The organism is Streptomyces sp. NPDC052114 (assembly GCF_040680155.1).
In the GTDB taxonomy this organism is placed as follows: domain Bacteria; phylum Actinomycetota; class Actinomycetes; order Streptomycetales; family Streptomycetaceae; genus Streptomyces.
In genome coordinates, this window is sequence record NZ_JBFAWC010000002.1 from 477,095 (window position 1) to 491,639 (window position 14,545).

The window sequence follows — 14,545 nt, forward strand, 5'->3', positions numbered from 1 at the left end:
CGTGATCCGTTGGACGTACGCCTTCATCGACCGCCCGCGCGACCGCTTCGCGCGGGCGTGCGCCTTCTGGCCGGCGGTCACCGGCACGCAGCTGTCCGAACCGCGCGGTCCGGAGGGCGAGTTCGTGACCCTACTGCCGTCCGGCCCGGCCGACGCCTGCCTGAAGGCGCAGGCCGTGGACGGGCCCGGCGGGGCGCACCTCGATCTCGCGGTGGACGACCTCGCCGCCGCCGCGGAGCGGGCCCGTGCGCTCGGCGCGGGCCAGGTCTTCGCGGAGGACGACCTGGAGGTGCTCCGGTCACCCGGCGGACAGCTGTTCTGTCTGGTGCCCTGGAACGGCGAGGCGTCCCGCCCGGCTCCGGTCACCGGGCCCGACGGCGCCACCGCCCGCCTGGACCAGGTCTGCCTGGACATCGCCCCGGAGGCGTTCGCCACGGAAGTCGCCTTCTGGACGGCACTCACGGGCTGGGAGTCCACCGCGGCGCGCCTGCCCGAGTTCCACCGGCTGAAGCCACCGCCCGGCCTGCCGGTCCGCGTCCTCCTCCAGCGCCTGGCCACCCCCGGCCAACGGCCCGCCGCCCACCTCGACCTCGCCTGCTCGGACATGGACGCGGTCCGCACCTGGCACGAGTCCCACGGCGCGGAACTTCTCTCGCGCGGCGCGACATGGCGGGTGATGCGGGACCCGGCGGGCGGGACGTACTGCCTGACGGGACGCGATCCGGAGTCGGGTGACCTGCCGTCACGGGGTGGCGCTGGATGACGCCGAGGACGTCGGGGAGGGGCTCGGCGTGTCGACGGGAGCCGTGACGTCATTGGCCCAGGCGGTCGCGAGCACGGTGACCGCCGCGGCGATCGCCGCCACGAGGACGGCGCTGACCGGGGTGGCGAGCGAGGACAGCCGCCGGAAGTTGCGGATGTGCCCCCAGAGCAGATCCGCCCTGCGGACCAGCCGGATCTCCCAGTAGAGGGCGAGCCCGAGGGCCATCACGGTGCTCTGGGCGAGCAGCAGGAACACCGACAGGGTGGTCGCGCCGGACGGCACCTGGAGCCGGGGCACGACGAGCAGAATCTGCACCGTCGACATCACCGACCACAGCCAACCGGCCTTCGCCACCGGGCTGTTGCCGCGCAGCCACGGGTAGAGATAGCCGTACGCGAAGCCGTGGGCGAGCCACACGCAGGTCGCTCCGCCGCCCAGGGTGATCGCCTCCGGGATTCCGCCGTACCCCTCGGACTGCCAGAGGGTCCACGTGGTCCAGGGCAGGGTGAGCAGTGCGGAGGCCGCGGTCGCGGCGACGGCGTTGGCCCACGCGGGGCGACCGGCGGAGCCGCCGAGTGCGGTGGCCCGCAGCCGCTCGGTCTCGCGCGCGGCGTCGGCGGCCGTGGGCCGCTTGAGGCCGCGCCACTTCTCGTCCCAGGTGTCGGCGGGCTGGGAGGCATCGGCGAGGGCCGCGCGTGACGAGGTCAGGAAGCGGTGACGGCCCTCGGCGAAGAGAAGGGCACGGGCGAGCGCGGCCATCCGGCGGGAGTGGGCGGCGCCGGACAGCGCGTGCAGGGCGGCCGCCCGATCGGCGTGCCGCGCGGGCAGCAGGAGAAGGGCACCGGCCCAGGCGGTGAGCAGCGCGGCGCCGGTGCTCCAGTACGGCAGCCAGCTCTCGGGCGAGCCGATGACGGTCGCGCTCGCGGCGAGCACCAGCAGGGTCACGCAGTGGCCCCGCGCGGTAGGACCCCACGTGCCGGGGCGTGCGCCGGTGTCGTGGAGCCGGACCAGGAGGAGCGCGGTGACGATCAGCCAGATCGTCTGGAGGGCGGGCGCCATCATGCGCACCCCCAGGATCAGCGTTTCGCCGGGGCTCTGCCCGGTCAGCTGAATCAACAGCGCCGCGGTGGGCGGCAGTTCGGGGGACACCCAGTCGCGTAGAGGGTTCCAGTAGGGCAGCTGCGCCGGGATCAGTACGACGCCGAGCAGAAGGCGGCGGGGGCCGGACAGCCGTGGCCCGGTCAGGACGGCCAGAGCCGCGACCCACGGTGCCAGCAGGACGAGGACGGTGGGCCAGCTCGCCAGCAGGGTGAGGCGGGTGTAGGTGAAGGAGAGGCCGGAGGGCTGCTGCGCCATGTTCCGGGGCAGGGCCTGCAGCACGATCGTCGAGGTGACCGCGGCCCAGGTCGTGACCGCGCACGGCACGGCCCAGGTGCGCGACTCCCGCGTCCCGTGCGGCAGCAGCAGCGCACCGAGGACGGCGCCCGCGGCCAGTGAGGCGCACGCCAGGCAGCTGAGCACCGTCCCGGTCCAGTCGCCGCCGCCCATGGCCCAGGCCAGGAGGAGGAGCGCGAGGGCCGGCGAGGCGACGGCGAGCACCGGGCCCGTGGAGTCCCACGACGCCGTGCGCGAGCGACGGGCGAAGCCGGTGAGGAGGACCGGGAGAGCGAAGAGCGCGAGGCCGAGGAACGCGCCCTGGACGTGGGCTTCCATGGGCAGCGGCTCGCCGGTCAGGTCCGAGAACCTGAAGACGGCGCCGCCCCACAACCATCCCAGCACGCTCCACCTCGGCAGGTAGAGGTCTTCCAGGAGCGCCGCGAGAGCCGCGCACAGCAGCACTCCGGTGCCCAGGGCGACCGAGCGGGCGCGACGCCGTACCCCGACCGCGGTCCCCGGCGTGCGCAGCAGCCCGATGAGGGCGCCCCCGAAGGCGAGGCACAGGAAGAAGAGCGTGAGCAGCGCCTGGTATCCCGAAGCCGTGTAGGGGCGGGCCGCGGCGGCCTTCACGGGTGTGCTCTCGTCACCGGCGACGAGGACGGGGGTCACCTCCGCTGTGCCGCGTTCGTGGGTCAGGCGGAATCGGATCGAGTGCGCCGTCTGGCGGTCGGGCCGGCCCTCGACCCGGAAGCCCCACTCCTTGGGTACGTCCATCGACCAGGTCCAGCGGCCCGGCAGGCGCGGCACCACGCCTTCGTCGCCGTCACCGACCCGCTTGGACAGCGCGTAGGTGGCCAGCGCGGTGCCTTGTGCCGAGCCCGTCGTGACGTTGTGCTCGGCTGTGACGGTGACTCGCCCCTTGCTCGTGGGCTGGCTGACGGTGCACCAGTCGGGGAGCCCCGCCAAGTCCCCTCGGTCCTTGCCGATCTCGGGTTCCAGGAAGCCGACGGGCTCGGCGGACGCCTCGCCGCCCGGCAGGACGTAGGCGACCGCGGCGAATTCCTCGGGTGACGCTCTCAGCGCCGACACCAAGGGATCCTTCGTGCTCAGGCTGAGCCGGTAACGGGTGACGATCCGCCAGCCTTCGTCGGGTCCGGCGCGGCGGACGCGGACGGAGATCTCGCCCTGGCTGTCGCGGCCGGGCAGATAGGGCACGAGGTCGTGCGGCCCGGTCGGGAAGTCGGGGAGGCCGGTCACGGGCCCGGGGCTCGCGTGTGCCTGCGCGTACTCCTCGGCGCGCGCCTGCTGACGCGCGGCCTCCCCCCACCGGTCCGCTCCCCACACCGCGCACCCCACGACCACCGCGCACAGCACCAGCAGTCCGACGGACCGTGCCACCGCCGTGGCCGCGCCTCTCACCGTCGGCATGGGCACCCCCTCCCGCCGGCCGGAAGGTCACTGTAGAGCCGCGCTCGCGCCGCGGGGAGGTTCAGCGCTCAAGCAGCATCCGCTGGAGTTCCCGCGCCGCCCGGGGCGGGGCCACGTCGCTGCGGTGGGCCAGGGCGATCGTGCGGTGCAGGCTCGGTGTGGCCAGCGGGGTCATGCGGAGGTCGGAGCCCGAGCGTTCGGCGACCATGCGGGGGACGACCGCCACGCCCAGGCCCGCGCGGACGAAGCCGAGGACCGCGTCCATCTCGCCGCCCTCGACCGCGAACTCGGGTTCGAAGCCCGCGGCGCGGCAGGCGGCGACGGTCAGTTCGCGCAGGTCGTAGCCGTGGCGGAACATCACGAGGCGCTCGCCCTGGAGGTCGGCGATGCGCACCGGGGTGCCGAGGCGGCGTGCGCGGGGCGCCGACACCACGACCAGGTCCTCGCGCAGCAGCTCCACGGTCGTCAGCGCGGGTGAGGGGGAGGGGAGAGGGAGGACCACGAGCGCGAGGTCGAGGGCGCCGCGGGCCAGTTCGCGCACGAGGTCGTGGGAGCCGCCCTCCTCGATCAGGAGCTGGATGCCGGGGTGCTGGTCGTGGAAGGCGCGCAGGACGTCGGGCAGCAGGCCGGTGCAGACGCTCGGGGTGGCGCCGAGGCGGATGCGGCCGCGGCGCAGCTGCGCCAGCTCCTGCACCTCGATGCGCGCGGTGTCCGCGTCGGCGAGGATCCGGCGGGCCAGTGGCAGCAGTGCCTCGCCCGCGTCGGTCAGCGCGATGTTGCCGCGCGCCCGGCTGAACAGTTCGGCGCCCAGCTCCTTCTCCAGGGCCCGGATCTGCTGCGAGAGCGAGGGCTGCGAGACATGGACCTCCTCGGCGGCGCGGGTGAAGTGACGGGTCTCGGCGACCGCGACGAAGTAGTGGAGCTGCTGGAACTGCATACGGCAACGATACGTGGGTCGATAGGCCCAGGCTATCGAGATGAGCCGAACCATCTCTTGGACCGATCGGGACTTTCGGCCGTAGCGTCGGTGACATGGCTCTGGCAACGCGGACGGACAAACGGCCGTCCATGACCCGTACGCTCTGGGACTCCACCATCGGCAAGAAGACGGTGATGGCGGTGAGCGGCCTGATCATGCTGCTCTACCTGGTGGCGCACATGATCGGGAACCTGAAGATCTTCTTCGGCCCCGAGGAGATCAACCACTACGCCCACTGGCTGCGCACGCTCGGCGAGCCCTTCATGCACTACGAGTGGTCGCTCTGGCTCTTCCGCGTGGTGCTCGTCGTCGCGGTCGTCGCGCACGCCACCTCCGCGTACCAGCTGAGCCGCCGCGACATCAAGGCGCGCCCCACCCAGTACGTGCACAGGCGGCGCGAGGCGAGCTTCGCCACCCGCACCATGCGCTGGGGCGGCATCATCCTCGCCCTCTTCATCGTCTGGCACATCCTCGACCTGACGACCGGCACCGTGCACCCGGGCGAGTACCAGCACCTCAAGCCGTACCAGAACATCATCGACACCTTCTCGACCTGGTACAGCAACGTCATCTACATCGTCGCCGTGGTCGCCCTCGGCTTCCACGTCCGCCACGGACTGTGGAGCGCCGCGCAGACCCTGGGCGTGGGCACCGCGACCCGCGACCGCGTCCTCAAGCCCCTGGCCAATGGCCTCGCCGTGGTCCTCGTCGTGGGCTTCGTCTCCGTACCCGTCGCCGTCATGACCGGACTGGTGAGCTGACCGATGAACTCCTTCGCCGAGTACACGACCGGTGAGCCGGTCGTCGACACCAAGGCCCCCACCGGGCCCATCGCCGAGCGCTGGGACACCCGCCGCTTCGAGGCCAAGCTGGTCAACCCGGCCAACCGCCGCAAGCACACCGTCATCGTCGTCGGCACCGGCCTGGCCGGCGGCTCCGCCGGGGCCACGCTCGCCGAGCAGGGCTACCACGTCGTGCAGTTCTGCTACCAGGACTCGCCGCGCCGCGCCCACTCCATCGCCGCGCAGGGCGGCATCAACGCCGCGAAGAACTACCGCAACGACGGCGACTCCGTCCACCGGCTCTTCTACGACACCGTCAAGGGCGGCGACTTCCGCGCCCGCGAGTCCAACGTCCACCGCCTCGCCCAGATCTCCGTCGAGATCATCGACCAGTGCGTCGCGCAGGGCGTGCCCTTCGCCCGCGAGTACGGCGGACTCCTCGACACCCGCTCCTTCGGCGGCGTCCAGGTCTCCCGGACGTTCTACGCACGCGGACAGACCGGGCAGCAACTGCTCCTCGGTGCCTACCAGGCGCTGTCGCGGCAGATCGCGGCGGGCAACGTCGAGATGCATCCGCGCACGGAGATGCTGGACGTGATCGTCGTCGACGGGCGCGCCCGCGGCATCGTCGCCCGCGACCTGGTCACGGGGAAGATCGACACCTACTTCGCGGACGCCGTCGTGCTCGCCTCCGGCGGCTACGGCAACGTCTTCTACCTGTCGACCAACGCCATGAACTCCAACGCCACCGCCGTGTGGCGGGCCCACCGGCGCGGCGCCTACTTCGCCAACCCCTGCTTCACCCAGATCCACCCCACCTGCATCCCGCGCACCGGCGACCACCAGTCCAAGCTCACCCTGATGAGCGAGTCGCTGCGCAACGACGGCCGCATCTGGGTGCCCAAGGCCAAGGGCGACGACCGGCCCGCGCACCAGATCCCCGAGGACGAGCGCGACTACTACCTGGAGCGCATCTACCCGTCCTTCGGCAACCTCGTGCCGCGCGACATCGCCTCCCGCGCCGCCAAGAACGTCTGCGACGAGGGCCGCGGCGTCGGCCCCGGCGGACAGGGCGTCTACCTGGACTTCGCGGACGCCATCGCCCGCCTGGGCAAGAAGGCCGTCGAGGAGAAGTACGGCAACCTCTTCGACATGTACGAGCGGATCACCGCGGAGAACCCGTACGAGGTGCCGATGCGGATCTACCCCGCCGTGCACTACACGATGGGCGGCCTCTGGGTCGACTACGACCTCCAGACCACCGTCCCCGGGCTCTTCGCCGTGGGCGAGGCCAACTTCTCCGACCACGGCGCGAACCGGCTCGGTGCGTCCGCCCTCATGCAGGGCCTCGCCGACGGGTACTTCGTCCTGCCGTCCACCATCAACGACTATCTGGCGCGCAACCCCCACCACGACGAGGTGAGCACCGCTCATCCCGTCGTCCAGGAGGTCCTGGCCGAGACCGAGGACCGCCTCAACCTCCTCCTGTCCGTCGACGGCGACCGCACCCCCGACTCCTTCCACCGCGAACTGGGCGAAGTCATGTGGGAGTTCTGCGGCATGGCCCGCACGGAGACCGGCCTGCGCAAGGCCCTGGAACGCATCCCGCAGATCCGCGAGGAGTTCTGGCGCCGCATCAAGGTGCCCGGCACCGGCGAGGAGTTCAACCAGTCCCTGGAGAAGGCCAACCGCATCGTCGACTACCTGGAGCTCGCCGAGCTGATGTGTCTCGACGCCCTGCACCGCGCCGAGTCCTGCGGCGGGCACTTCCGCGAGGAGTCCCAGACCCCGGACGGCGAGGCGGCCCGCGTGGACGAGGAGTTCTCGTACGCGGCCGCCTGGGAGTTCACCGCCACCGGCGACGCCCCCGTCCTCCACAAAGAAGACCTCGTCTTCGAGTACGTCCACCCCACTCAGCGGAGCTACGCATGAAGCTCACCCTGCGCGTCTGGCGCCAGAAGAACGCCGACGCCGACGGTGCGATGTCCACCTACGAAGTGGACGGCATCTCCTCCGACATGTCGTTCCTGGAGATGCTCGACACCCTCAACGAAGACCTCATCGTGCGGGGCGACGACCCCGTCGCCTTCGACCACGACTGCCGCGAGGGCATCTGCGGCGCCTGCTCGCTCGTCATCAACGGCGACGCGCACGGCCCCGAGCGCACCACCACCTGCCAGCTCCACATGCGGTCCTTCAAGGACGGCGACACCATCGACATCGAGCCCTGGCGCGCCTCGGCCTTCCCGGTCGTCAAGGACCTGGTGGTGGACCGCTCGGCCTTCGACCGGATCATCCAGTCCGGCGGCTACATCAGCGCCCCCACGGGCTCGGCGCCCGAGGCGCACGCCACGCCCGTGCCCAAGCCGGACGCCGAATCGGCCTTCGAGCACGCCGAGTGCATCGGGTGCGGGGCCTGCGTGGCCGCCTGCCCCAACGGGTCGGCGATGCTGTTCACCTCCGCCAAGGTCAACCACCTCAACGTGCTGCCGCAGGGCGCGCCCGAGCGGGAGACGCGCGTCCTCGACATGGTCGCGCAGATGGACGAGGAGGGCTTCGGGGGCTGCACGCTCACCGGCGAATGCGCGACGGCGTGCCCCAAGGGGATTCCGCTGCCCTCCATCTCCGCGATGAACAAGGAGTGGCTGCGGGCGACCCGGAAGGTCAGCCGCTAGCCGCCGCGCGGTGGCCCGCGGGGCGGCCGTGGCTGCTCGCGCGGTTCCCCGCGCCCCTTCGGGCGCGTACCTTTCGGCGCATGTATCCGGGAGCGTACGACCCCGCCAGGCCGGCCGTCGTCACCGCCGACGGCACACGGACCCTCAGCTACGGACAGCTCGAAGAACGCTCCCTGCGGCTCGCGGATCATCTGCGGGCCGCGGGCTTGCGCCGGGGCGACCACCTCGCCCTGCTCTGCCACAACGACCCGCGCGCCCTGGAGGTCTACTGGGCCGCCCTGCGCTCCGGGCTCCATCTCACCGCCGTCAACCACCACGTGAGCGCCGACGAGGCCGCGTACATCGTGCGCGACTGCGGCGCCGAGGCGCTGATCCTCTCCGGCTCCCTCGCCGAAATGGGAGCACGCGTACGGGAGTTGGCCGACGGTCCGCCGCATGTGCTCGGGCTCGACGACGGCACGTACGACAAGGCCCTGGACGCCGCGTCCGCCGTACCGCCCCACCACCAGCCCCTCGGCACCGACATGCTCTACTCCTCCGGCACCACCGGCCGGCCCAAGGGCGTCAGGCCGGTGCTGCCCGAGGGCGACGTGCGCGAGCAGCCCACGACGTACACCGTCGTCTTCCAGGCCATGTACGGATTCGGCGAGGACACCGTCTACCTCTGCCCCGCGCCGATCTACCACGCGGCGCCCCTGCGCTTCTGCGGTGTGGTCACCGCGCTCGGCGGCACCGTGATCCTGATGGAGTCCTTCGACGCCGAGCAGGCCCTCGCGGCCGTCGAGCGGCACCGGGTGACGCACAGTCAGTGGGTGCCGACGATGTTCGTGCGCATGCTGAAGCTGCCCGCCGAGGTACGCGCCCGGTACGACACGTCGTCGATGAAGATCGCCATCCACGCCGCCGCGCCCTGCCCCGTCGAGGTCAAACGGCGGATGATGGAGTGGTGGGGGCCCGTCCTGTACGAGTACTACTCGTCGACGGAGGGCAACGGCATCACCTTCATCTCCCCCGAGGAGTGGCTGCGCAAGCCCGGCTCGGTCGGGCGCGACGGGTTCCTCGGGAATCTGCGGATCTGCGACGAGGAGGGCCGCGTCCTGCCCGCGGGGGAGACCGGCACGGTCTACTTCGAGCGCGACGAGATGCCCTTCCGCTACCACGGCGACGAGGACCGCACCCGCGCGGCACGGCACCCCGTGCACCCGAACTGGACCACCACCGGGGACATCGGCCATGTCGACGAGGACGGCTACCTCTTCCTCACGGACCGCAAGGCCTTCATGATCATCTCGGGCGGGGTGAACGTCTACCCGCAGGAGGCCGAGGACGTGCTCGTGCTGCATCCGGCCGTCGCCGACGTGGCCGTCGTCGGCGTGCCGGACGCCGAGATGGGCGAGGCGGTCAAGGCCGTCGTCCAGGTCGAGCCGGGCATCACGCCCGGGCCCGAACTGGCCCGCGAACTCATCGACTTCACGCGTGAGCGCCTCTCCCACTACAAGGCGCCCCGCACCGTCGACTTCACCGACCGCCTGCCGCGCACGCCGACCGGAAAACTGGCCAAGGCCCGGCTGCGCGAGGCGTACCGGCGCGCGTGAGCGGCCGGGGCGGGCGCCGCGGCGGGCGCTGATCAGCCCCGCCCGCGCCCCGCCTCGCGCGCCCGCGCCAGGTACGGCGCGGTCCTGCTGCCCTCGGCGCCCGCCACCTCGGCGGGAGTGCCCGCCGCCACGATCAGCCCGCCCCGGTCACCGCCGCCCGGCCCGAGGTCGATGACCCGGTCCGCACCCGCGACGACCGCCATGTCGTGCTCGACGACGACCACCGAGTTGCCTGCGTCGACCAGTTCGTGCAGCCGGTGCGTGAGGACCTCGACGTCGGCGGGGTGCAGCCCCGTCGTCGGCTCGTCCAGCAGATAGAGCGTGTGCCCCCGGCGTACGCGCTGCAACTCGCCCGCCAGCTTGATGCGTTGGGCCTCGCCGCCCGACAGCTCCGTGGCCGGCTGGCCGAGCCGCAGATAGCCGAGGCCGACGTCCAGGAGCGTGCGCAGGCTGCGGACGGCGGGCGGCGTGTCGGCGAAGAAGTCCGCGGCGGCCTCCACGGTCAGGTCGAGGACCTGGGCGATGTTCTTCCCGCGGTACGTCACGTCGAGCGTCTCGGGGTTGTAGCGGGCGCCCGCGCAGTCCGGGCAGGGCGCGTACGTGCTGGGCAGGAAGAGCAGCTCGACGCTGATGAAGCCCTCGCCCTGGCACGTCTCGCACCGCCCGCCCGCCACGTTGAACGAGAAGCGCCCCACGCCGTACCCGCGTTCCTTCGCCGCGTCCGTGCCGGCGAAGACCTTCCGCACGACGTCGAAGAGGCCGGTGTACGTGGCGAGGTTCGACCGGGGCGTGCGGCCGATCGGCTTCTGGTCGACGCGGACCAGCCGGCCGACGCCCGGCAGCTCCTCGGTGATCTCGCCGACGAGGGTGGACTTGCCCGAGCCCGACACGCCCGTGACCGCCGTGAAGGCGCCCAGCGGGATCTCCGCCGTGACCCCGCGCAGGTTGTGCCGGGTGACCGGACCGAGCTTCAACCAGCCCCGCGGCTCGCGTACGTCGCGCACGGGAGCCGGTGCCCGGTCGAAGAGGAAGCGGGCCGTCGCCGACTCCTCGGCGTTCGCGAGCCCGGCCACCGGGCCGCTGTGCAGCACCCGGCCGCCGTGCTCGCCCGCCCGCGGGCCCACGTCGACGAGCCAGTCCGCGTGGCGCACGACATCGAGGTGGTGCTCGACGACGAAGACGGAGTTGCCCGCGGCCTTGAGCCGGTCGAGGACCGTCAGCAGCGCCTCGGTGTCCGCCGGGTGGAGACCGGCCGACGGCTCGTCCAGGACGTACACCACGCCGAAGAGCCCCGAGCGCAGCTGTGTCGCCAGGCGCAGCCGCTGGAGCTCGCCCGCGGACAGGGTCGGGGTGGGGCGGTCCGGGCTGAGGTAGCCGAGGCCGAGCTCGGTGACGGTCGCGATGCGCGCGAGCAGATCCCCGGTCAGGACGCGGGCCGTCTCCGACGCGCCGTCCGTCCCGTGCGAACCGGACTCCTCCTCAAGGGCGTTGGCGAGGTCGGAGAGCGGCAGCGCGGCGAGCTCGGCGATCGTGCGGCCCGCGAACGTGACCGCGAGCGCCTCGGGGCGCAGCCTGCTCCCGCCGCACGCCGGGCACGGCGCGCTCGACAGGAACCGCTCGGCCTTGGCGCGCAGCGTCTGGCTCTTGGAGTCCGAGAACGTCTTCATCACGTAGCGCCGGGCGCTCATGTACGTCCCCTGGTACGGGCGGTGGATGCGCCCCGCCTCCCGCACCGGGTGCACGGTGACCACCGGCTGCTCGTCCGTGAACAGGATCCAGTCGCGGTCCTTCTGCGCGAGCTCCCGCCAGGGACGGTCCACGTCGTGGCCGAGGGCGTCCAGCACGTCGCGCAGGTTCTTGCCCTGCCAGGCGCCGGGCCAGGCGGCGATCGCGCCCTCACGGACGGACAGCGAGGGGTCGGGCACCAGCAGGTCCTCGGACGTGCGGTGGACCCGGCCCAGACCGTGGCACTCCGGGCACGCCCCGGCCGCGGTGTTGGGGGAGAACGCGTCCGAGTCGAGCCGTTCGGCGCCCGCCGGGTAGCTGCCCGCGCGCGAGAACAGCATCCGCAGCGAGTTGGACAGGGTGGTGACCGTGCCGACGGACGAGCGTGAGGTGGGCGCCGAACGGCGCTGCTGAAGTGAGACGGCCGGCGGCAGCCCGGTGATCTCGCCGACCTTCGGGGCGCCCACCTGCTGGATCAGACGCCGGGCGTACGGCGCGACGGACTCGAAGTAGCGCCGCTGCGCCTCGGCGAAGATGGTCCCGAAGGCGAGCGAGGACTTGCCCGAGCCGGAGACGCCCGTGAACACCGCGAGGACGTCGCGCGGAATGTCCACGTCGACGCCCTGGAGATTGTGCTCCCGGGCGCCCCGGACGCGTACGAACGGATCGTGGGGGCTGTGCATGGGCGGGGCTCCGTACGCGGCTCGGGGACAAACCCCACGATTCTAGGCCGCGGCGGAGGAGGACCGCCTCCGCGGCCCGGTGGCCGCGCGTCCCCTCGTCGCGCAGGGGCGGGCCCTCCGCTAGGTCGATGCCTCCCGGAGCACCGTACGCAGCGCCCCCGCGGCCGTCACGTCCGGGCACCCCGCGAGCCCCAGGGCGTCCCGGAACTCCTCGCCGAGCAGATCGAGCACCCGCCGCACGCCCGCCTCGCCGCCCACGGCGAGACCCCACAGCGCCGGCCGGCCCACCAGCACCCCGCGCGCCCCCAGCGCCAGCGCCCTGAGCACGTCCGTACCGCTCCGGACGCCGCTGTCGAACAGCACCTCGCACCGGCCGGACAGGGCCGCCACCACCTCGGGCAGCGCGTCGGCGCTCGGGACGGCGCCGTCCAGCTGACGGCCGCCGTGGTTGGACACCACCACGGCGTCGACCCCGCACTCGGCGGCGCGCACCGCGTCCTCGGGCGCCAGGACGCCCTTGAGCACCAGCGGCAGCCGCGTCCGCTCCCGCAGCGCGGCCACCGACGACCACGTCAGGGCCGACGAGAACACCGCCTCGGTGTGCGCGGCCAGCGCGGAGGCCGCCTCCCGCGGCGCGCGGTGCGCCGCCGTGGGACCGGCGGCCAGATGCGCCGCCCGCACCTGCTCCGGCAGCGTGAACCGATTGCGTACGTCCCGCAGCCGCCGCCCCATCCACGGCACGTCGACCGTCAGCACGACGGCCGCCGCGCCCGCGTCCTCGGCCCTGCGGACCAGGTCGAGGGCGCGGCCCGGCTCGCGCAGCCAGTACAGCTGGAACCAGACCGTCCCGCCGAGCTCGGTGAGCCGCTCGACCGGCACGCTGCTGAGCGTGCTCACGGTGAACGGCACGCCCGCGTCCCGCGCCGCCCGGGCGGCCGCGAGCTCGCCGTCGGGGTGCAGCAGCCGCTGGTACGCGACCGGCGCGAGCGCCACCGGCATCCGGGCGGGCCGCCCGAGGAGCGTCGTCCCCGGCGCGCACCGCGACACGTCACTGAGCACGCGCGGCACGACGAAGACCCGGTCCAGGGCGGCGCGGTTGGCGGCGAGCGTCGTCTCGGCCCCGCTGCCCCCGGCGACGAAGTCCCGTACGCCGATGGGCAGGACGGCGGTGGCGGCGCGCTCCGCGTCGGCCACGCAGCGGACGTCGGCCAGGTCCCGGACGCCGCCCGCGGGGCCCCGCGCGCCGTCCGCCGGCGCCGTGCTGCCGGCGACCGCCACCGCCGCCGCGTCAGCGCTGATGGAAGCCACGCTGCCTCGTGCGCTCCAGCTCCACGGCCTCGTAGAGCGCCTTGATGTTCGCGCTGCCGAAGGTCGCCGCGCCCTGGCGTTCGATGATCTCGAAGAACAGCGTGCCCCGCGGGTGCGCCGAGGCGGTGAAGATCTGGAAGAGCTGGCCGTCGTGGTCCTCGGCGGCCAGCACGTTCGTCGCCCGCAGGTCCTCCAGGCGCTCCGCGCTCAGGTCGACGCGGCGGCCGAGCAGGTCGTAGTACGACGACGGCGTGTGCAGGAAGGTGACGCCACGCGCGGACAGGGCGCGCACCGACCGCACCGCGTCGCGCGCCGAGAACGCCAGGTGCTGGACGCCCGGACCGTGATGGTCCTTCAGGAACTCGTCGACCTGCCCCGAGGCGGCCGAGGTGTCGGGCTCGATGAGCGTCAGCGTCACGGTGCCGGACCGGCTCTGCACGGCCGTCGACTCCATCGCCTGGGCGCCGACGACGATGCGTTCCTGGAAGATGTCCCGGAAGCCGAGCGTGCGGCAGTAGTAGTCGACCATCGGGGCGAGGTCGCCGCCGTTCAGGCACACCGCGATGTGGTCGAGCTCCAACAGGCCGACGTCGTCGCCGTGTTCACCGCTCGACGGCACCGCGGTGTATCCGGCGGGCAGGCCGAGTCCCTCGTCGGGGTCGCGCTGGACGAGGGTGTGGACGGTGTCCCCGAAACCGCGGACCGCGGCGGTGACGGCCGGGCCGCCGTCCGCGTGCCGCTCGGGCTGCCGGTGGGGGAGCGCGCCGCGCGCCAGCGCCGCCTCGAAGGCGGCCGTCGCGTCCGCGGTGCGCAGGGCGATGTCGGCGACGCCGTCGCCGTGGTCGAGCACGTACGCCGACGCGGGATGCTGCTCCGACGTCGCCTGGGTGAGGACGAGAGTGATCTGTCCGTGGCGGAGCGCGGTGCCGCGGTGCTCCGCGGACTCGCTGGTGCCGACCACGGTGAAGGCGTACCTGTCGACCCAGGAGGACGTCGCGGCGGCCAGGTCCGCCACGAACATCTCGACGTAGTCGATCGACAGATCCGCGAGCGGATCCGCTATTTTTGATAATTCCCGCATGAATGTCTCCAGAGTCGGAGAGAAATGAGCGTTTGGGACTCTACGAGCCCGGTCTCCGATCTGGCCATCGGGAATATGGACGCCGCATCGGGGGTCTGGACATACCGCTGTCCATTCCCCGGCCCCGATTCCGCGTCCCGTTCTGCCGT

10 protein-coding genes are annotated in these 14,545 nt (G+C 72.7%); 5 read left to right on the forward strand and 5 right to left on the reverse strand.

Going from position 1 to position 14,545, the window contains the following annotated elements:
• Position 1: 1 nt before the first annotated feature.
• A complete protein-coding gene (locus AB0L89_RS06010) occupies positions 2–763 on the forward strand; it encodes a VOC family protein (RefSeq protein ID WP_365134982.1) in 762 nt (253 codons plus the stop codon).
• On the opposite strand, the gene AB0L89_RS06015 is transcribed toward AB0L89_RS06010, so the two are convergent.
• On the reverse strand, positions 743–3,568 hold the full coding sequence (locus AB0L89_RS06015) for a hypothetical protein (RefSeq protein WP_365134985.1): 2,826 nt from the start codon (positions 3,566–3,568) through the stop codon (positions 743–745). The genes AB0L89_RS06010 and AB0L89_RS06015 overlap by 21 nt on opposite strands.
• Positions 3,569–3,629: 61 nt before the next feature.
• Entirely contained in the window at positions 3,630–4,505 is an 876-nt protein-coding gene (locus tag AB0L89_RS06020) for a LysR substrate-binding domain-containing protein (RefSeq protein ID WP_365134988.1), read from the reverse strand.
• Positions 4,506–4,600: 95 nt separating this feature from the next.
• Here AB0L89_RS06020 and AB0L89_RS06025 point away from each other — a divergent pair, with 95 nt between their 5' ends.
• The 4 genes from AB0L89_RS06025 (at position 4,601) to AB0L89_RS06040 (ending at position 9,599) form a co-directional block, all read left to right on the forward strand.
• Positions 4,601–5,308: a succinate dehydrogenase gene (locus AB0L89_RS06025; RefSeq protein WP_365134991.1), complete on the forward strand. Its 708-nt coding sequence runs from the start codon at positions 4,601–4,603 to the stop codon at positions 5,306–5,308.
• A gap of 3 nt (positions 5,309–5,311) precedes the next feature.
• The gene (locus AB0L89_RS06030; protein WP_365134994.1) at positions 5,312–7,261 is read left to right on the forward strand and encodes a fumarate reductase/succinate dehydrogenase flavoprotein subunit; all 1,950 of its coding nucleotides are present in this window, start codon (positions 5,312–5,314) and stop codon (positions 7,259–7,261) included.
• Positions 7,258–8,004 carry a succinate dehydrogenase/fumarate reductase iron-sulfur subunit gene (locus AB0L89_RS06035; protein ID WP_365134997.1) on the forward strand — a complete coding sequence of 249 codons (747 nt, stop codon included), beginning with the start codon at positions 7,258–7,260 and terminating at the stop codon, positions 8,002–8,004. Before AB0L89_RS06030 ends, AB0L89_RS06035 begins: the two co-directional genes overlap by 4 nt.
• Positions 8,005–8,084: 80 nt before the next feature.
• Positions 8,085–9,599: an acyl-CoA synthetase gene (locus tag AB0L89_RS06040; protein ID WP_365135000.1), complete on the forward strand. Its 1,515-nt coding sequence runs from the start codon at positions 8,085–8,087 to the stop codon at positions 9,597–9,599.
• A gap of 32 nt (positions 9,600–9,631) precedes the next feature.
• Here the strand turns inward: AB0L89_RS06040 and AB0L89_RS06045 are convergent, their stop codons facing one another.
• From AB0L89_RS06045 to hppD, 3 genes are all read right to left on the reverse strand, one after another.
• A complete protein-coding gene (locus tag AB0L89_RS06045; protein WP_365135003.1) occupies positions 9,632–12,007 on the reverse strand; it encodes an excinuclease ABC subunit UvrA in 2,376 nt (791 codons plus the stop codon).
• A 120-nt stretch (positions 12,008–12,127) separates the two neighbouring features.
• Positions 12,128–13,201, reverse strand: a complete 1,074-nt coding sequence (locus AB0L89_RS06050) for an alpha-hydroxy acid oxidase (RefSeq protein WP_365135598.1) — start codon at positions 13,199–13,201, stop codon at positions 12,128–12,130.
• A 94-nt stretch (positions 13,202–13,295) separates the two neighbouring features.
• Positions 13,296–14,396, reverse strand: coding sequence for a 4-hydroxyphenylpyruvate dioxygenase (gene hppD / locus AB0L89_RS06055; protein ID WP_365135006.1), 1,101 nt, complete (start codon positions 14,394–14,396; stop codon positions 13,296–13,298).
• Positions 14,397–14,545 lie beyond the last annotated feature (149 nt).

Bases quoted from the DNA above. Each gene is read 5' to 3' on its own strand.
- AB0L89_RS06030 (WP_365134994.1), top strand. From the start codon at position 5,312: ATGAACTCCTTCGCCGAGTACACGACCGGTGAGCCGGTCGTCGACACC.
- AB0L89_RS06015 (WP_365134985.1), bottom strand. From the start codon at position 3,568: ATGCCGACGGTGAGAGGCGCGGCCACGGCGGTGGCACGGTCCGTCGGA.
- hppD (WP_365135006.1), bottom strand. From the start codon at position 14,396: ATGCGGGAATTATCAAAAATAGCGGATCCGCTCGCGGATCTGTCGATC.
- AB0L89_RS06035 (WP_365134997.1), top strand. From the start codon at position 7,258: ATGAAGCTCACCCTGCGCGTCTGGCGCCAGAAGAACGCCGACGCCGAC.
- AB0L89_RS06020 (WP_365134988.1), bottom strand. From the start codon at position 4,505: ATGCAGTTCCAGCAGCTCCACTACTTCGTCGCGGTCGCCGAGACCCGT.
- AB0L89_RS06025 (WP_365134991.1), top strand. From the start codon at position 4,601: ATGGCTCTGGCAACGCGGACGGACAAACGGCCGTCCATGACCCGTACG.
- AB0L89_RS06045 (WP_365135003.1), bottom strand. From the start codon at position 12,007: ATGCACAGCCCCCACGATCCGTTCGTACGCGTCCGGGGCGCCCGGGAG.
- AB0L89_RS06040 (WP_365135000.1), top strand. From the start codon at position 8,085: ATGTATCCGGGAGCGTACGACCCCGCCAGGCCGGCCGTCGTCACCGCC.